At 70.5% G+C, this 17,312-nt stretch carries 12 protein-coding genes; 5 read left to right on the forward strand and 7 right to left on the reverse strand.

Features of this window, described 5'->3' with window-relative positions; translation table 11 throughout:
- Window position 1 precedes the first annotated feature (1 nt).
- From tkt to ACG04Q_RS13485, 7 genes are all read right to left on the reverse strand, one after another.
- Window positions 2–1,990, reverse strand: coding sequence for a transketolase (gene tkt, locus ACG04Q_RS13455; protein ID WP_394511447.1), 1,989 nt, complete (start codon window positions 1,988–1,990; stop codon window positions 2–4).
- Between the two features lie 5 nt (window positions 1,991–1,995).
- The gene (gene tal, locus ACG04Q_RS13460) at window positions 1,996–2,943 is read right to left on the reverse strand and encodes a transaldolase (protein ID WP_394511448.1); all 948 of its coding nucleotides are present in this window, start codon (window positions 2,941–2,943) and stop codon (window positions 1,996–1,998) included.
- Between the two features lie 64 nt (window positions 2,944–3,007).
- Window positions 3,008–4,474 carry a xylulokinase gene (gene xylB, locus ACG04Q_RS13465; RefSeq protein ID WP_394511449.1) on the reverse strand — a complete coding sequence of 489 codons (1,467 nt, stop codon included), beginning with the start codon at window positions 4,472–4,474 and terminating at the stop codon, window positions 3,008–3,010.
- A gap of 14 nt (window positions 4,475–4,488) precedes the next feature.
- Window positions 4,489–5,805: a xylose isomerase gene (gene xylA / locus ACG04Q_RS13470; protein ID WP_394511450.1), complete on the reverse strand. Its 1,317-nt coding sequence runs from the start codon at window positions 5,803–5,805 to the stop codon at window positions 4,489–4,491.
- A 50-nt stretch (window positions 5,806–5,855) separates the two neighbouring features.
- Window positions 5,856–7,406: an MFS transporter gene (locus ACG04Q_RS13475; RefSeq protein ID WP_394511451.1), complete on the reverse strand. Its 1,551-nt coding sequence runs from the start codon at window positions 7,404–7,406 to the stop codon at window positions 5,856–5,858.
- A 53-nt stretch (window positions 7,407–7,459) separates the two neighbouring features.
- Complete coding sequence (locus ACG04Q_RS13480; RefSeq protein ID WP_394511452.1) at window positions 7,460–9,127, reverse strand: glycoside hydrolase family 43 protein; 1,668 nt, start codon at window positions 9,125–9,127, stop codon at window positions 7,460–7,462.
- A gap of 2 nt (window positions 9,128–9,129) precedes the next feature.
- Window positions 9,130–10,659, reverse strand: a complete 1,530-nt coding sequence (locus ACG04Q_RS13485; RefSeq protein WP_394511453.1) for an MFS transporter — start codon at window positions 10,657–10,659, stop codon at window positions 9,130–9,132.
- A 236-nt stretch (window positions 10,660–10,895) separates the two neighbouring features.
- Here ACG04Q_RS13485 and ACG04Q_RS13490 point away from each other — a divergent pair, with 236 nt between their 5' ends.
- The 5 genes from ACG04Q_RS13490 (at window position 10,896) to ACG04Q_RS13510 (ending at window position 17,104) form a co-directional block, all read left to right on the forward strand.
- Window positions 10,896–13,031, forward strand: a complete 2,136-nt coding sequence (locus tag ACG04Q_RS13490) for an alpha-glucuronidase family glycosyl hydrolase (RefSeq protein ID WP_394511454.1) — start codon at window positions 10,896–10,898, stop codon at window positions 13,029–13,031.
- Between the two features lie 91 nt (window positions 13,032–13,122).
- Window positions 13,123–14,211 carry a LacI family DNA-binding transcriptional regulator gene (locus tag ACG04Q_RS13495; RefSeq protein WP_394511455.1) on the forward strand — a complete coding sequence of 363 codons (1,089 nt, stop codon included), beginning with the start codon at window positions 13,123–13,125 and terminating at the stop codon, window positions 14,209–14,211.
- 42 nt (window positions 14,212–14,253) lie between these two features.
- Window positions 14,254–15,084 carry an NAD-dependent epimerase/dehydratase family protein gene (locus ACG04Q_RS13500; protein ID WP_394511456.1) on the forward strand — a complete coding sequence of 277 codons (831 nt, stop codon included), beginning with the start codon at window positions 14,254–14,256 and terminating at the stop codon, window positions 15,082–15,084.
- Entirely contained in the window at window positions 15,081–16,061 is a 981-nt protein-coding gene (locus tag ACG04Q_RS13505) for an SMP-30/gluconolactonase/LRE family protein (protein ID WP_394511457.1), read from the forward strand. Before ACG04Q_RS13500 ends, ACG04Q_RS13505 begins: the two co-directional genes overlap by 4 nt.
- Window positions 16,058–17,104 carry an aldose epimerase family protein gene (locus ACG04Q_RS13510; RefSeq protein WP_394511458.1) on the forward strand — a complete coding sequence of 349 codons (1,047 nt, stop codon included), beginning with the start codon at window positions 16,058–16,060 and terminating at the stop codon, window positions 17,102–17,104. The genes ACG04Q_RS13505 and ACG04Q_RS13510 overlap by 4 nt, the downstream gene beginning before the upstream one ends.
- Window positions 17,105–17,312: the final 208 nt, after the last annotated feature.

The following is a 17,312-nucleotide window of genomic DNA, read 5'->3' on the forward strand; positions in this document are numbered from 1 at the left end:
CTCAGCGGCCCAGGCAGCGCAGCGACGCGTCGACGACGGCCTGTGCCGTCACGCCGAAGTGTGCGTACAGCGCCGCGGCCGGCGCCGATTCGCCGAAGGTGTCGATGCCGACGACGGCGCCCTCCAGCCCGACGTACTGGCGCCACGGCCCGGTCACGCCGGCCTCCACGGCCACGCGCGGCACGCCGGCGGGCAGCACGCTGGCGCGCCAGGCGGCGTCCTGCTGCTCGAACGTGAAGCAGGAGGGCAGCGACACGACGCGGGCGTTCACGCCTTGCTCGGCCAGCCGCTTTTGCGCCTGCACGGCCAGGTCCAGCTCGGAGCCGGTGGCGATCAGCACGAGCTGCAGCGGCGTGTCGGCCGCTTCGCGCACCAGCACGTAGCCGCCGCGCTGGATGGCGGCCAGCGTGGGCTCGTCGCGGTGCTGGTGCGGCAGGTTCTGGCGCGACAGGATGAGCGCCGTCGGCGTGTGGCGGTGGCGCACGGCGGTCTGCCAGGCCACCAGCGTCTCCACGGCATCGCCCGGTCGCCAGACGTCCAGGTTGGGCACCAGGCGCAGCGTGGCGACCTGCTCGACCGGCTGGTGCGTGGGGCCGTCCTCGCCCAGGCCGATGGAGTCGTGCGTGAAGACGTAGATGGGGTTGGTGCGCATCAGCGCGGCCATGCGGATGGCGTTGCGGGCGTACTCCGAGAACATCAGGAAGGTGCCGCCGAAGGGGCGGTAGCCGCCGTGCAGCGCGATGCCGGTCTGGATGGCCACCATCGCGAACTCGCGCACGCCGTAGTGCAGGTAGTTGCCGCCGGCGGCGGCCTTCTCGATGGACGTGCAGCCCTTCCACTGCGTGAGGTTGGACGGTGCCAGGTCGGCCGAGCCGCCCAGCAGTTCGGGCAGGCCGGGGGCCAGCGCGTTGATGCTGTTCTGCGAGGCCTTGCGCGATGCAATGGTCTCTGCCTTGGCGACGACGGCGGCGAGCTGGGCGGCGGCCCGCTCGTCGAAGCCGGTGGGCAGCTCGCCCCTCACGCGGCGCATGAACTCGGCCGCGCGGGGATGGGCGGCGAGCACCGCCTCCCACTCGCGCTGTGCGGTGGTGCCGCGGTCGCGGGCGTCCAGCGGCGCACGGGCCTCGTCGGGCACGACGAAGGGCGGGTGCGGCCAGTTCAAGGCCGCGCGCACGGCCGCCACTTCGGCGGCGCCCAGCGGTGCGCCGTGCACGTCGTGGCCGCCGGCCTTGTTGGGCGAGCCCTTGCCGATGGTGGTCTTTGCGCAGATCAGCGTGGGGCGGCCATCGTCCTGCGTGGCCGTGGCCAGCGCCGCGTCTATTGAACCGAAGTCATGCCCGTCGACGTTGCGCAGCACGCGCCAGCCATAGGCCTCGAAGCGGGCCGGCGTGTCGTCGCCGAACCAGCCCTTCACGTCGCCGTCGATGGAGATGCCGTTGTCGTCGTAGATGACGACCAGCTTGCCCAGACCCCAGGTGCCGGCCAGCGAGCAGGCCTCGTGCGAGATGCCTTCCATCAGGCAGCCGTCGCCGACGAAGACGAAGGTGCGGTGATCGACGAGCGTGTGGCCCGGCGCGTTGAACTCCGCCGCCAGCAGCTGCTCGGCCAGCGCCATGCCCACCGCGTTGGCCAGGCCCTGGCCCAGCGGGCCGGTGGTCGTCTCGACGCCGGGCGTCAGGCCCACCTCGGGGTGGCCGGGCGTCTTGCTGTGCATCTGGCGGAAGGCCTTCAGCTCATCCATGGGCAGGTCGTAGCCGCTCAGGTGCAGCAAGCCGTACAGCAGCATGGAGCCGTGGCCGTTGGACAGCACGAAGCGGTCGCGGCCGGGCCAGGTCGGGTCGGCCGGGTTGTGGCGCAGGTGCTTGCTCCACAGCACGGCGGCGATGTCGGCCATGCCCATGGGCATGCCGGGGTGGCCGGAGTTGGCCTGCTGCACGGCGTCGATGGCGAGCATGCGCAGCGCGTTGGCGGCGAGGGTGAGGTCTTGCATGGTGTTCAGGCTTGGATGGAGCGGATCAGCTGTTCCAGCGTTTCGGTGTCGGTGATGAACTGCGCGATGCCTTCGGTCAGCTTGTCGCGGGCCATCGCATCGGCGGCGAGCGCGCCGTTGAACTCGGCCTCGGTCATCGCGGCCGGTGCGGGCTCGGTCGTGGCCGCCGGCGTCAGGCGGCGCTCGACGGGCGTGTTCGCCTGCTGCAGCTCGGCCAGCAGCGCGGGGCTGATGGTCATCAGGTCGCAGCCGGCCAGCGCCAGGATCTGGCCGCTGTTGCGAAAGCTCGCGGCCATCACCTCGGTCTTGATGCCGTGGCGCTTGTAGTGGCGGTAGATCTCGACGACGGAGCGCACGCCGGGGTCGTTGGGGCCGGCCATCGCGGCCTCGTCCCAGCTGCCGCCCGCGGTCTTCTTGAACCAGTCGTAGATGCGGCCGACGAACGGCGAGATCAGCTGCACGCCGGCATCGGCGCAGGCCCTGGCCTGGGCCAGGCAGAACAGCAGCGTCAGGTTGGTGCGTATGCCCTGCTGCTCCAGCTCGCGGGCGGCCTGGATGCCGGCCCAGGTGGACGCCAGCTTGATGAGCACGCGCTCGCGCGGCACGCCGGCGGCGGCATAGAGCTCAATGATGCGTTTGGCCGTGGCGATGGACGCCGCCGTGTCGTGCGACAGGCGCGGGTCGATCTCGGTGGACACGCGGCCGGGCACGACCTTGAGGATCTCGACGCCGAACGCCACCAGCAGATGCTCGGCCACCGTGCCGGCAGCGGCGCCCGGGTGGGCGGCCACGGCCTGCTCCAGCAGCGTGCGGTAGCGCGGCTGCTGCACGGCCTTCAGCACGAGGGAGGGGTTGGTCGTCGCGTCCTGCGGGCGGAACTGTGCGAGCTGGTCGAAGTCGCCGGTGTCGGCGACGACGGTGGTGTGTTGGCGGAGGAGATCGAGGCTGTTCATTTTTTGGGCAAAGCGCGGCCCTGCCGCGGTCAGGCGGCACAAGCCAGTGGGTGGAACAAAGGGGTTAGCTGAACTCGCTGCGCAGCGCCGTGTAAAGGCGCTGGAAGCGGGCATGGCGTGGCTGCAGCGCGGCGGCCAATGCGGGGTCGGGTTCGGCGACACGGGCGATGTCGGGCGTGCGGCAGACCTCGTCCACCGTGCCGCCTGTTGCCAGCCAGGCCAGGCGAGCGGCGCCCAACGCGCCACCCGCCTCGGCGCCGACGCCGTTGACCAGGCGCACGTTCAGCAGCGACGCGAGCAGCCTGGCCCACCATTCACTGCGCGCACCGCCGCCCACCAGCCACAGCTGCTCGGCATGGCCGCCGCCGGCTTGCAGTGCCTGCCAGCCGTCCAGCAGTGCAAAGCCCACGCCTTCCAGCACGGCGTAGCCCATCTCGGCGGCGCCGTGTTCATGCGTGAGGCCGAAGAACACGCCCTGTGCGTTGGCGTTGTTGTGCGGCGTGCGCTCACCGCTGAGGTAGGGCAGGAAGATCGGCGCCTGCTGGCGCTGCGTGTCGGTCAGCGCGGCGGCCTTGGCAATGAGGTCGGCCTCGCCGCCGGGCATGCCCAGCATCAGCGTGGCCCAGCGCAGCGCGCTCGCGGCGCTGAGGATGACGCTCATCTGGTGCCAGGTGCCGGGCAGCGCATGGCAGAAGGCGTGTACTGCACGAGACGGGTTGGGGCTGAAGGCTTCGTTGCACAGGAAGATGACGCCGGACGTGCCCAGCGACAGGAATCCGTCGCCGGGTTTCACGACGCCCATGCCGACGGCGCTGGCCGCGTTGTCGCCACCGCCGCCAGCGACGGGGATGCCGGCGGGCAGGCCCCAGCGCGCGGACAGCTCGGCCTTCAGCGTCGCGCTGGCTTCGCTGCCTTCGACCAGGCGCGGCATGTGGCTCTCGTTCAGGCCGGTCAACTCCAGCGCGACGGGCGACCAGCGGCGCCGGGCGACGTCCAGCCACAGCGTGCCGGCGGCGTCGCTCATCTCGCTCACGGCTTCGCCGGTCAGCTGCAGGCGCAGCCAGTCCTTGGGCAGCAGCACCTTGGCTACACGGCCAAAGAGTTCGGGTTCGTGCTGGCGCATCCAGGCCAGCTTGGGCGCCGTGAAGCCGGGCATCGCCAGGTTGCCGGTGATGGCCGGCAGCTCGGGGCAGGCGGCCATCATCTGCTCGCACTGCGGGCCGCTGCGGCCGTCGTTCCACAGGATGGCCGGGCGCAGCACCGCGCCGGCCGCGTCCAGCGTCACGGCGCCGTGCATCTGGCCGGACAGGCCGATGCCGCGCACCTGCGCGAGCGCGGCGCCGTGGTCTTGCTTGAGTCTGGCCATGCCGGCATCGAGCGCGGCCCACCAGTCGGCGGGGTTCTGCTCACTCCACAGCGGCTGCGGCCGCTGCACGGTGAGCGCCACGCCGGTGGTGGCGATGATCTGGTGCTGCTCGTTCAGAAGCAGCAGCTTGATCTCGGAGGTGCCGAGGTCGATGCCAAGAAACATGGCCAGGGCCCCGATCAGACGAAGTTGTTGACGATGTTTTCCAGGCGCTCTTGGCGGCCGGAGCGCGGTGCCGGGGAGATGCCCTGTGCGTGAACGATGCTGGCCAAGTCATCAAGGCTGGCACCGCCGGTGATCTTCTTGCCCAGGTCGCCCTCCCAGCCGGCATAGCGGTCGGCCACGGCCTTCTCCAGCTGGCCGCTCTCGTACAGCGCGGCGGCGGCCAGGAAGGCGCGGGCCATCGTGTCCATGCCGCCGATGTGACCTTCCAGCTGGTCGATGGGGTCGATGGACTGGCGGCGCACCTTGGCGTCGAAGTTGGTGCCGCCGGTGGTGTAGCCCCCCGCGCGGATCATCTCCAGCATGGCCGGCACGAGCTGCACGTGGTTGTTGGGGAACTGGTCGGTGTCCCAGCCCAGCTGCTCGTCACCGCGGTTGGCGTCCAGCGAGCCGAAGATGCCCAGTGCGCAGGCGGTGGCCACTTCGTGCTCGAAGCTGTGGCCGGCCAGCGTCGCGTGGTTGACCTCGATGTTGACCTTGACCTCGTTCTCCAGGCCGTAGGTCTTCAGGAAGCCGTAGACCGTGGCGCTGTCGTAGTCGTACTGGTGCTTGGTGGGCTCCTGCGGCTTGGGCTCGATGAGGATGGTGCCCTTGAAGCCGATCTTGTGCTTGTGCTCGACGACCGAGGTCAGGAAGCGGCCGTAGTTGGCCATCTCGCGCTTGAGGTCGGTGTTGAGCAGCGTCTCGTAGCCTTCGCGGCCGCCCCACAGCACGTAGTTCTGGCCGCCCAGGCGGTTCGTCCACTCCAGCACGTGCTTCACTTGCGCTGCTGCGTAGGCGTAGACGGCGGGGTCGGGGTTGGTGGCCGCGCCGCTCATGAAGCGGCCGTGCGAGAACAGGTTGGCCGTGCCCCACAGCAGGCCGACCTTGCCGTCCTGCATCTTCTTGGCGGCGGCTTCCAGCAGGCCGTCGAGGATGCGGTTGGACTCGGCCAGCGTCGCGCCCTCGGGGGCCACGTCGCGGTCATGGAAGCACCAGTAGGGCAGGCCCAGCTTGCCGAAGAAGTCGAACGCGGCGTCCAGCTTCATGTAGGCGGCCTTGACCGGGTCGGCCTCGTTGAACCAGGGGCGCTGGAACACGGTGTTGCCCAGACCGAAGACGTCCTCGCCCTTCCAGCAGAAGTTGTGCCAGTAGCAGACGGCGGGGCGCAGGTGCTCGGCCAGCGTCTTGCCGAGGACGACGCGCTTGGCGTCGTACCAGCGGTAGGCCAGCGGGTTGGTGGACGAGGGGCCTTCGTACTGGACGACGGGGAGATCGGAATAGGCGGTGCTCATGGCAAGGTCCTTGACTGCGGGAAAGGTGATGGGGGAGGGGTTGTGGGGGGTCAGGCGGTGGCCGGCACGGTGCCTTGGCGCGGCTCGTCATCGTCGGCGCCGACGCCGGCCTGGCGGCGGCGCTGCGCAAGTTCATCGGCCATCTGGAGCGTGGTCTGCTTGTTGAGCTTGTTGGCCAGCAGGCACAGCGTGCAGGCGGCGAAGCAGGCGCCGACGCCGAAGCTCGACATCACGCGGTAGCCCTCGATGGCGCCGGCGGCCGAGGGGTGCTGCGTGTCGTAGCCGAAGAAGCCGGCCAGGCACCACAGGAACACCGCCGAGCCGAGCGCCAGGCCCGACTTCAGCGAGAACCCGATGGTGGCGAACACCATGCCGGTGAAGCGCCGGCCGGTCTGCCATTCGGAGTAGTCGGCCGCGTCGGCGTACATGGCCCACATGACGGCGATGGTCGGCGCGTAGAACACGGCGCCAAGGATGTGCAGGCCCAGCATGAGCCAGACCGCGTCGGGCGGCAGCAGGTAGAGCGCACAGGCGGCCAGCGTCGACAGCGCGAAGCCGGCGGTCGCGACGGCGCGCTTGCCGTACTTCGCCGACAGGCCGGCGGACAGCATGATGACGACCAGCGTCGTGCCGAAGCCGGCCATGTTGATGATGCTGTTGAACACGTCCGCCACGTTGGACTGGGCCAGGCTGTCGCGCGTGCCGTGCACGATGTAGCCCAGCGTGTCGGCCAGGCTGCCGGTGCCGTTGGGGTCGGGCGTCGTCAGGCCGAAGGCGGCCACGAAGTCGAACATCGCGGCCTTGTCGACGTAGTGGTGGTAGTAGTTGAAGTGGGCGCCGCCCCGCAGCGTGAGCATGCCGAAGTTGAAGACGGTGTAGGCCACCAGCGCGATCCACGGGCCGTTCTTCAGCAGGTCGGCGAAGTCCTCGCGCGGCGAGGACTGCGTCTCGACGATGGGCTTGATGCGCTCCTTGGTCGTGACGAAGGTGATGAGGAACAGCACCAGGCACAGCGCGGCCCAGATCGTCATCGTGACCTGCCAGCCGTGGGCGCGGTCATGGCCTTGCGCGAACTTGGCCACCAGCGGCAGCGTGAAGCCGCCGACGATGAACTGCGCCACGTTGACCGACACGAAGCGGTAGGAGTTGAGCTTGGTGCGCTCGTTGAGGTCGCCCGTCATCACGCCGCCCAGCGCCGAGTAGGGCATGTTGTTCATCGAGTACAGCGTCATCAGCAGCGTGTTGGTGATGCCGGCATACGCGATGACCATGCCCGTGCTCCAGCCCCAACTGGGGTCGGGCGTCGTGTATGCGGCGATCATGACGACGCACCAGGGAATGGTCGTCCACAGCACCCAGGGGCGGAACTTGCCCCAGCGGGTGTTCGTGCGGTCGGCCAGCACGCCCATGACGGGGTCGAAGATGGCGTCCCACAGCCGCGGCCACAGCAGGATGGCCGCGGCCGTGTTGGCCGACAGGCCGAACACGTCCGTGTAGAAGTTCAGCTGGAACAGCACCATCGTCATGAAGACGAAGTTGGCCGCGGCATCGCCGCAGCTGTATCCGGCCTTCTCGATGAAGGACAAGGGCTGGCTTTTCATGTGTCTCCTCTGGTTTTTCTGAGGTGGTCGCCCTTTGAAGGGTCTGTCCGGAATCAGGCCTTGGCTTCGTAGCTGAGGTAGTCGAAGTCTGCCGTCGTGCGCGTGCCGGCCAGGTCCTGGCAGGCGATGCCGACGAAGTTGCCGGTGAAGCCGAAGTTGTTGGCGAAGCCGTTGAGGAAGCGGGTCGCGAACTCGTCGCTCAGCATGGCCGTGTCCAGCGCCGGGCCAAGGGGCTGCCACGCGGCGCTGCCCTGGCGGAACGAGAACTGGTAGGTGTCGTGGCTGAACTCGACGGCCAGGTCCACCGGGCCATCGGCCAGCGGCACGGGCGCGGCGGGGCCGTTGATGGCGCCGTCGCGGTTGACGGTCAGGTAGACGACGCGGGCGTTGCTGTCCGGGTCGCGCGTGACGTGCAGGTAGGCGTGGTTGCGCGTGTTGTAGTACGCCACGAGGCCGGCCATCTGGTGGAAGCTGCCGGGCTCGAAGTCCACGCGCGTCTCGATGCGGCAGTGGAAGTGCTGCTGGCGGCGCGCGACGAGGCTCTGGTCGAACAGGCTCATCAGCGACTCGCGGCCCGTCAGGCGCAGGTGGCCGGGGCGGGCGGTGAGGGAGGCCCAGCTCTCGTCGAACGGCTTGCGCAGCGAGTTCAGGTGGCCGTTGAACACCGGCGTGTCGAAGTCGTCGCGGGCCGGCTCGGCCGGGAAGGGGTGGGCGGGCAGGTTGGGCCCCTCGACGTGCAGGCTGGGTTGCTGGCCGTTGCCGCCGACGACCTCGGGCCAGTCGTCATCGCGCCACTGGATGCGCTGCAGCGCCGTCTCGCGGCCCAGCGGGCAGTGCAGGCCGGCGTAGCCGTCCTCGGGTTGGTTGTTGGCGGCGTTGGGGCCGGTCCACTCCAGCGGGCGGCCGCACAGGTGGGCCATGAACCATTCGCCGTTGGCGGTCTCGACGAGGCTGGCGTGGCCGCTGCGCTGCAGGCCGTCGGTCTTCTTCTGCCAGGCGGTCAGCAGCGGGTTGCCGGGCAGCGTCTCGTAGGGGCCGTCCAGCTGGCGCGAGCGGGCCAGCGTCACCGCGTGCTCGTAGAAGGTGCCGCCCTCGGCCGTCAGCAGGTAGTACCAGCCGTTGCGCTTGTAGATGTGCGGGCCTTCGACGACGCCCAGGTCGGTGCCGGCGTAGATGTTCTTGATCGGGCCGACGAGCTTCTTCGCGTCGTGGTCGTACTCCTGCAGCAGGATGCCGTTGAAGTGGTTCTTGCCCGGCCAGTGTGTCCACTGCTGGTTGACCAGCCAGTGGCGGACGGCACCGTTTTCATCCACGTCGTGGAACAGGCTGGGGTCGAAGCCCGAGCTGTTCAGGTAGATGGGTTCGCTCCACGGGCCGTCGATGCTGGGCGCCGTGATGAGGTAGTTGTGCGTGTCCTTGAACGCGCCGATGGTGGAGCGCACGTCGGTGTAGATCAGCCAGAACTGGCCGCCCGAGTACGTCAGGCAGGGCGCCCAGACGCCGGCGGAGTCGGGGTGGCCGGTCAGGTCCAGCTGGCTGGTGCGCGTGCAGGCATAGCTGTGGTGGCGCCAGTGGACGAGGTCCTTGGAGTGATGGATGCGCACGCCCGGCCACCACTCGAACGTGGAGGTGGCGATGTAGTAGTCATCGCCGTCCGTGCCCGGCACGCGGCAGATGGAGGGGTCGGCATGGAAGCCCGGCAGGATGGGGTTGGTGATCATCTTCAGGAGGTCAGAGGAAGCAGGGCTGCCGGCGGGCGGTGCGGCCGGCCGGCGTGGAGGAGCAGGGCACCGATGACGACGAGGCCACCGGCAGCGGTCAGCGCCTGGGCGGCGCCGGAGAACTTGGCCGCGGCGACGCAGGCGTCCCAGTGCGACGTGATGAGCCACACCAGCGCCGCGCCCGCCAGCGCGACGAGGCTGCCGGCCGTCAGCAGCGGGCGGTGGGCGCGCGACAGGTCCATGCCGGCGTCCACATCCACGCGCTCGAAGCGGCCGCGGAACCACAGCCAGAAAAGGCCCAAGCTCGTCAGGTGCATGACGCCGGCGTAGACGAAGGCCCATTGCTGCGTGCCGGTCCACTGCACGGTCAGCGCCGTCAGCAGCGCGATGAACATGCCGCCGATGCCGCCCGCCGTGGCGCCCAGGCCGATGACGGCGCCGGAGACCTTGGTGGGGAACAGGTCCGTCGCGGACGTCAGCAGGTTGGCCGACCACGCCTGGTGGCAGGCCGTGGCCAGCGCGATCAGCGCCACGCAGGCGGCAAAGCTGTCGGCCCAGTAGGCCGCGATGCTGCCCGGCATGCAGGCGGCGAAGACGCCCATCGTCACCATGCGGGCCTTGTCCACCGGCCAGCCGCGTTTGTTCAGGTGGCCCGACAGCCAGCCGCCGAAGATGGAGCCCACGCTGGAGCCCAGGTAGATGAGGGCCACGAGGCCGGCGCTCTTCAGCGGGTTCTGGCCGCGCTCGCGCTCGAGGTATGACGGCAGCCAGAACAGGAAGAACCACCAGACCGGGTCGGTCAGCATCTTGGCCAGCAGGAAGGGCCAGATCTCGCGGTAGCGCAGCAGCGCCGTCCACGGCAGGCGCACGGCCTCGGTGGCGGGCGGCTGGCCGGCGCGGATGTGGGCGAGTTCCGCGGCCGACACCCGGGCATGCTGCTCCGGCGCATGGAAGCCACGCTGCCAGAACACCAGCCACGCCAACCCCGCCGCGCCGATGGCAACGAACGCCGACTGCCAGCCGAAGTTCAGTGCCAGCCACACGGTGACGGGCGACGCGATGATGCCCAAAGCGGTGCCCGAGTTGAACAGGCCCGTCGCCAGCGCGCGCTCCTGCTGCGGGAACCACATTGCCACGGCCTTGATGGCCGCGGGGAAGTGCGCCGCCTCGGCCATGCCCAGCAGGAAACGCACGACCACCAGGCCCAGCACCGTGGCCACCAGCCCGTGCGCGGCCGATGCCAGCGACCACAGGATCAGCGCCACCGCCAGGCTGCGCTTGACGCCGAAGCGGTCGATGGCCGAACCGATCAGCGGCGGGAAGGCGGCGTAGGCCGCGGTGAACGCGAAGGTGATCCAGCCGTAGTCGGCATCGGTCAGCGCCAGGCCGCCGGCTTCCAGCGGCTGCTGCAGGCTGGTCTTCAGCACCGACAGCGCATTGCGGTCGATGTAGTTGATCGTCGTCGCCGCGAACAGCAGCCCGCAGATCCACCAGCGCTGGCGGCCCACGGCCGCGTCGGCACCCGCTGCCATCACGCCGCCCGCCCGGTGGGTTTGGTAGCGCTAGCGATGTCCCGGGTAAACCCCTGTCGCTGGGGCGACATCGGGGCTGGTCGGGAAGCGGATGGTTTCAAGACGTTGTCTCCGTGGGAAAGACCGCAGCACTGCGTGTTTGTGGCGGCTTGCGGGTTGCAAATGTAGCGCTACCATTTGCTTTCACGCAAGCCGGGATTTCGCGCAAACCAGCACGGCACGCCCTTGGAGACAGGATGACGACGATTTTTCGAACGCTGGGCCTGGCCCTGCTGATGGCCCTGCTGCCCGGCTGGGCGGCGGCCGAGGATGGCTACGAGCTGTGGCTGCGCTACCGGCCGCTGGGCGGCGCCGCGCAGGCGCAGCTGCAGGCCGGCGCGCGCAGCCTGGTGCTGGCCACGCCGGCCACGCCCACGGTGGATGCCGCCGTGGCCGAACTGCGCCGCGGCGTGGCGGGGTTGGCGGGGCGGGCGCCGGCGCTGTCGCCACGCGCCGTGCCGGGCGCGCTGGTGCTGGCGACGCGCGCGCAGGCGCCGGCCGGCCTGGACGTGCCGTGGGACGAGCTGGGTGACGAAGGCTACGCGCTGCGCCGCCAGACGCTGCAGGGCGCCGACGTGACCGTCATCGCCGCCAACACCGACCGCGGCCTGCTGTACGGCGCCTTCGCGTGGCTGCGCGCGGCGCAGACCGGTGCCGACATGCGCCGGCTGGACCAGCGCGCCGCGCCCAAGGTGGGCCTGCGGCTGCTGAACCACTGGGACAACCTGGACCGCCATGTCGAGCGTGGCTATGCCGGCGCATCGCTGTGGGACTGGTGGAAGCTGCCCGACATCCTGGACCCGCGCTACGTGGACTACGCCCGCGCGAATGCGTCGCTGGGCATCAACGGCACGGTGCTGAACAACGTCAATGCCAAGGCCGATTCGCTGACGGCGCCCTACCTCGCGAAGGCGGCGGCGCTGGCCGGCGTCTTCAGGCCCTACGGCATCAAGGTCTACCTGTCGGCGCGCTTCTCGGCGCCGGTGGAGCTGGGCGGGCTGAAGACGGCCGACCCGCTGGACCCGGCCGTGCGCGCCTGGTGGCGGGCCAAGGCCGACGAGATCTACCGCGCCATTCCCGACTTCGGCGGCTTCCTCGTCAAGGCCAACTCCGAGGGCCAGCCCGGCCCGCAGGACTACGGCCGCAACCACGCCGACGGCGCCAACATGCTGGCCGAAGCGCTCCAGCCCCACGGCGGCGTCGTGCTGTGGCGCGCCTTCGTCTACTCGCCCGACGCCACCGACCGCGCCGCCCAGGCCTACGCCGAGTTCCAGCCGCTGGACGGCAGGTTCGCGCCCAACGTCATCGTGCAGGTGAAGAACGGCGCCATCGACTTCCAGCCGCGCGAGCCCTTCCATCCGCTGTTCGGCGCCATGCCGAAGACGCCGCTGGCGCTGGAGCTGCAGATCACGAAGGAGTACCTGGGCTTCTCGACGCACCTCGTGTACCTGGGCTCGTTGTTCGAGGAGGTGCTGAAGGCCGACACCGGCCACGGCGGCACGGTGGCCCGCGTCGTCGACGGCCGCCTGAACCAGCACCCGCTGACGGCCATCGCCGGTGTGGCCAACATCGGCACGGACCGCAACTGGAGCGGTTCGCAGTTCGACCAGGCCAACTGGTACGCCTTCGGCCGCCTGGCCTGGGACCCGGATGCGAGCGCCGCCCAGGTGGCGCGCGACTGGGTGGCGCAGACCTTCACGCGCCGCGCTGCCGCGCGGGACGCCATCGTCGAGCTGATGCTGGCCTCGCGCGAGGCCGTCGTCGACTACATGACGCCACTGGGCCTGCACCACCTGATGGACACCGGGCACCACTACGGCCCCGGCCCCTGGGTCAACAACCTGGAGCGCGCCGACTGGAACCCGACCTACTTCCACAAGGCCGGCCGCGACGGCATCGGCTTCGACCGCACGGCCACCGGCAGCAACGCCGTGGCCCAGTACGCGCCCGCCATTGCCCGCCAGTGGGCCGACCCGCGCACCACGCCGCCCGAGCTGCTGCTGTGGTTCCACCACCTGCCGTGGGGCCACGCCATGCCGTCGGGCCGCACGCTGTGGGCCGAGCTGATCTGGCGCTATGGCCGCGGCGTCGCGACGGTGGACGACATGGGCCGGCGCTGGGCCGCGCTGAAGGCCGACATCGACCCGCAGCGCCATGCCGAGGTCACCACCTACCTGGCCGTGCAGGCCCGCGAGGCGCGCTGGTGGCGCGATGCTTGCATCGCCTATTTCCAGTCCGTGTCGGGCCTGCCGCTGCCGGCCGGCGTGGCGCCGCCGGCGCAGGACCTGGCGGCCTACAAAGCCTTGCGCTTCGGTTTCGCGCCCGGGCGTTGAGCAGCGCCACCATGGGCATGGTAGAGAATCACGGCCCCAGCCGCGCACTGCTCGCGCGGCGGCCAAGAACAACGACGAGTCGAGGTGCAGATTGAAGCCAAACGCACGCCAGGGGCGCAGCACCAAGGTGGCGACCATCGCCGATGTGGCCAGCCTCGCCGGCGTGTCGCCCATGACCGTGTCGCGCGTCGTGAACGGGGAGCTGAACGTGCGCCCCGGCACGCGCGAGAAGGTGCAGGCGGCCATCGCGCAGCTGAACTACGTGCCCAACCAGGCGGCCCGCCGCCTCGCCGGCTCGGAGCCCATCCGCATCGGCATGCTCTACATCGACCCGACGGCCGGCTACCTCAACGAGTTCCTCATCGGCCTGCTGAACAAGGCCAGCCTGCGCCATGTGCAGCTCATCGTGCAGCGCTGCGACGCCGCGCGTGACGGCGAGGAGGCGCCGGTGGCCGAGATGATCGCCAACGGCATCGACGGCCTCATCCTGCCGCCGCCGTTCTGCGACTCGCAGCCGCTGCTCAAGCTGGTGGCCGAGACCGACACGCCGGCCGTCGTCGTCTCCGCCGGCCAGCCGCCCGCGGACGTCTGCGCCGTCGGCATCGACGACTACCAGGCCGCCTACGAGATGACGCGCCACCTGCTGAACCTGGGCCACCACCGCCTGGGCTTCATCATCGGCGACCCCTACCAGAGCAGCAGCTCGCGCCGCCTCGCGGGCTTCCACGCGGCGATGCGCGACGCCGGCCTCAACATCGAGGAGGAAGAGGTCGTCGCGCAGGGCATGTTCACCTACCGCTCCGGGCTGGACGCGGCCGAGGGGCTGCTGTCCCAGGAGCGCCGCCCGACGGCCATCTTCGCCAGCAACGACGACATGGCCGCCGCCACCGTCGCCATCGCCCACCGCCTGGGCCTGGACGTACCCAGCGACCTGACCGTCGTCGGCTTCGACGACGCCCCGCTGGCCACGACGATCTGGCCCGAACTCACCACCGTGCGCCAGCCCATCATGGAGATGGCCGGCGCCGCGGTGGACCTGCTGGTGCGCCACATCAAGGCGCGCCGCTCCGGCGAGTCTCTGCCCTGCGAGCATGAGCTCATGGATTTCGAACTGGTCCGACGCCAGTCCGACGCCGCTCCCCGCCTGCGCCCACCGCTGCGCCTGGGCGCGGGCGGCTGACCTGCGACTTCACCGGGGCCCGACGCCGGGCCCGACACAGCCATGGAACAACTGACCGGACTGCGCTTCAGGCGCCTTCTGCTGACCGGCGCTGCCGGCGCGCTGGGCCGCATGCTGCGCCCGCGCATGAAGCGCTACTGCGAGACGCTGCGCGTCTCCGACCTTGCGGCGATGGACCCGGCCGGCGACGGCGAGGAAGTCGTCGTCGCGCCGCTGGAGGACGAGGCGGCGATGTACGAGCTGCTGAAGGACGTGGACGCCGTGCTGCACTTCGGCGGCGTGTCCATCGAGAAGCCCTTCAGCACCGTGCTGCCGGCCAACATCGTCGGCGCGTACAACCTCTACGAAGCGGCGCGCCGGCGGGGAACGAAGCGCATCGTCTTCGCCAGTTCCAACCACGTGACCGGCTTCTACGGCCAGGACGAGACCATCAAAGCCAACGTCGTGCCGCGGCCCGACACCTTCTACGGCCTGTCCAAGGCCTTCGGCGAGAACCTGGCGCAGTTCTACTACGACCGCCACGGGCTGGAGACCGTCACCATCCGCATCGGCTCCTGCCTGCCCGAGCCGGTGGACCGCCGCCAGCTGTCCAGCTGGCTCAGCCACGACGACATGGAGCGCCTGCTCGTCGCCGCGCTGACGGCGCCCATCGTCGGCCACAGCATCGTCTACGGCGCCAGCAACAACCGCACGACGTGGTGGGACAACACGCAGGGCAAGCACGTCGGCTACCAGCCCCAGGACAGCTCCGAGCCCTGGCGCGCCGCCATCGAGGCGAAGCAGGGGCCGGTGGACCCGACCCGGCCCGAGGTGAAGTACCAGGGCGGCGGCTTCGTCGTGCTGGGGCCGTTCCCGTTTGCGGGGCAGGCATGAGCGGCCACGAGCGCGGCCCGCGCATTCCCTTCCAGCCCAATTCGCGCCTGCCCGACGCGGCCTTCGAGATCCTCGCGCCCGAGGGCCGCGAGCTGCGGCTGTTCTCCGCCTGCGTGGAGCAGTTGGCCACCGGCCTGCAGTGGGCCGAAGGCCCGGTGTGGTTCGGCGACGGCCGCTACCTGCTGGTGTCGGACATCCCCAACGACCGCATCCTGCGCTGGGACGACTGCAGCGGCGAGGTCAGCGTGTTCCGCCAGCCCAGCGGCAACGCCAACGGCCACGTGCGCGACGCGCAGGGCCGCCTCGTCAGCTGCGAGCACCTGGGCCGGCGCATCACGCGCACTGAAGTCGACGGCCGCGTCACCGTGCTGGCCGACCGCTTCGACGGCAAGCCGCTGAACTCGCCCAACGACATCACCTGCGCGCCGGACGGCGCGATCTGGTTCACCGACCCCGAGTTCGGCATCTCCGGCGACTGGGAAGGCGCGCCCGCGCCGCGCGAGCAGCCGCATGGCGTCTACCGCATCGATGCCCGCACGGGCGAACTGCAGCGCGTCATCGACGACCTCGCCGGCCCCAACGGCCTGGCCTTCACGCCCGAGGGCCGGCTGCTGGTGGTGGAGAGCCGCGCGCAGCCGCACCGGCTGATCTGGACCTACGCGGTGAATGGCGCAACGGCCAGCGACAAGCGCCTGCTCATCGACGCCCAAGGCCCCGGCGCCTTCGACGGCATCGCGCTGGACACGCAGGGCCGCATCTGGTGCGGCTTCGGCGGCGGCGGCCAGCCGGGCGTGGACCCGGCGGGGCTGGACGGCGTGCGCGTCTACGCCGCCGACGGCCAGCCGCTGGCCCACATCCACCTGCCCGAGCGCTGCGCCAACCTGTGCTTCGGCGGCGCCAAGGGCAACCGCCTCTTCATGGCCAGCAGCCATTCGCTGTACGCCCTCTACGTCAACGCCCGCGGGCTGGTCCGATGAACACTGAACCCCACGTGACCGTGCGCGACTACGGCCGCCTGCCTGACGGCCGCACCGTCCACGAATACCGCCTCGACAACGGCCGCGGCCTCGTGCTGACGGCGCTGGACTGGGGCGGCATCGTCACAGGCCTGTGGCTGCCCGGCGGCGCCGACAGCGTCGTGCTGGGCCTGGCCGACCTGGGCGCCTACCTGGCCGGCGCCGGCTCTCACCTGGGCGTCATCGCCGGCCGCTACGCCAACCGCATCGCCGGCGCCAGCTTCGAGCTGGACGGCGTGCGCCACCGCCTCGCCGCCAACGACGGCGCCAACTGCCTGCACGGCGGCCCGGCCGGCTTCGGCGCCTCGCTGTGGCAGGGCACGCCGCAGCCGGTGGGTGCCGATGGCAGCGTCAGCCTGCTGCTGGAGCGCGTGAGCCCGAACGGCGAGATGGGCTTCCCCGGCACGATGCATGTCGCCGTGCGCTACACGCTGGGCACGGACATGAGCTGGCGCGTGGACTACGAGGCGACGACCGACCTGCCCACCGTCGTCAACCTCACCTCGCACGCCTACTTCAACCTCGGCGGCGCCGAGTCCGGCGCGGCGCTGGGCCATCGCCTGACGCTGCACGCCAGCCGCTACACCGTGCCCGGTGCGAACGGCATCCCGCTGCGACACGCGGGCGTGGCCGGCACGCCGTTCGACTTCCGCCGCGAGCGCGCCATCGGTACCGACGTGGGCTACGACCACAACTGGCTGCTGGATCACCCGCTGGACGGCGCACCGCACCCGGCCGCGCGCCTCACCGACCCGGTGTCGGGCCGCTGGATGGACATCGCCACGACCGAGCCGGCGATCCAGTTCTACGCCGGCACGTGGATGGACGGCTCACTCACCAGCCCGGGCGGCCGTCGCTACACGCGCGGCGCGGGCGTCTGCCTGGAAACCCAGCACAACCCGGATTCGCCGAACCGCCCGGTGAGCGCCGACTGGCCCAGCACCGTGCTGCGGCCAGGCGAGGTGTTCAGGTCGGCGACGGTGCATCGGTTTGGGGGCTGGTGAGAGAGGTGAGGGATGGCTGCTTCGCAGCCATGCTGTCAGTCGCCGGGCGAGCCTCGGCGGTCTGCTGTTGGTAGGAGCGGTCGCCCGTGAACGGCACCGCAGCGCGCCGGCCGGCCTGGCGGCTAGGTAGACGTTGGTAGCGGGAATAACCACCGTTGCGCCAGGTTTCTCTGGCTGGCAGAGTAGCCACCGATCAGCACCGCTTTCG

This window comes from Pelomonas lactea, from assembly GCF_043555885.1.
GTDB classification, from domain to species: Bacteria; Pseudomonadota; Gammaproteobacteria; order Burkholderiales; family Burkholderiaceae_C; genus Pelomonas; species Pelomonas lactea.

What these genes read in the sequence shown, in the direction of transcription:
- xylB (WP_394511449.1), bottom strand. Translation starts at nt 4,474, where the DNA reads ATGTTTCTTGGCATCGACCTCGGCACCTCCGAGATCAAGCTGCTGCTT.
- ACG04Q_RS13475 (WP_394511451.1), bottom strand. Translation starts at nt 7,406, where the DNA reads ATGAAAAGCCAGCCCTTGTCCTTCATCGAGAAGGCCGGATACAGCTGC.
- ACG04Q_RS13485 (WP_394511453.1), bottom strand. Translation starts at nt 10,659, where the DNA reads ATGGCAGCGGGTGCCGACGCGGCCGTGGGCCGCCAGCGCTGGTGGATC.
- ACG04Q_RS13510 (WP_394511458.1), top strand. Translation starts at nt 16,058, where the DNA reads ATGAACACTGAACCCCACGTGACCGTGCGCGACTACGGCCGCCTGCCT.
- tkt (WP_394511447.1), bottom strand. Translation starts at nt 1,990, where the DNA reads ATGCAAGACCTCACCCTCGCCGCCAACGCGCTGCGCATGCTCGCCATC.
- xylA (WP_394511450.1), bottom strand. Translation starts at nt 5,805, where the DNA reads ATGAGCACCGCCTATTCCGATCTCCCCGTCGTCCAGTACGAAGGCCCC.
- ACG04Q_RS13490 (WP_394511454.1), top strand. Translation starts at nt 10,896, where the DNA reads ATGACGACGATTTTTCGAACGCTGGGCCTGGCCCTGCTGATGGCCCTG.
- tal (WP_394511448.1), bottom strand. Translation starts at nt 2,943, where the DNA reads ATGAACAGCCTCGATCTCCTCCGCCAACACACCACCGTCGTCGCCGAC.
- ACG04Q_RS13480 (WP_394511452.1), bottom strand. Translation starts at nt 9,127, where the DNA reads ATGATCACCAACCCCATCCTGCCGGGCTTCCATGCCGACCCCTCCATC.
- ACG04Q_RS13500 (WP_394511456.1), top strand. Translation starts at nt 14,254, where the DNA reads ATGGAACAACTGACCGGACTGCGCTTCAGGCGCCTTCTGCTGACCGGC.
- ACG04Q_RS13505 (WP_394511457.1), top strand. Translation starts at nt 15,081, where the DNA reads ATGAGCGGCCACGAGCGCGGCCCGCGCATTCCCTTCCAGCCCAATTCG.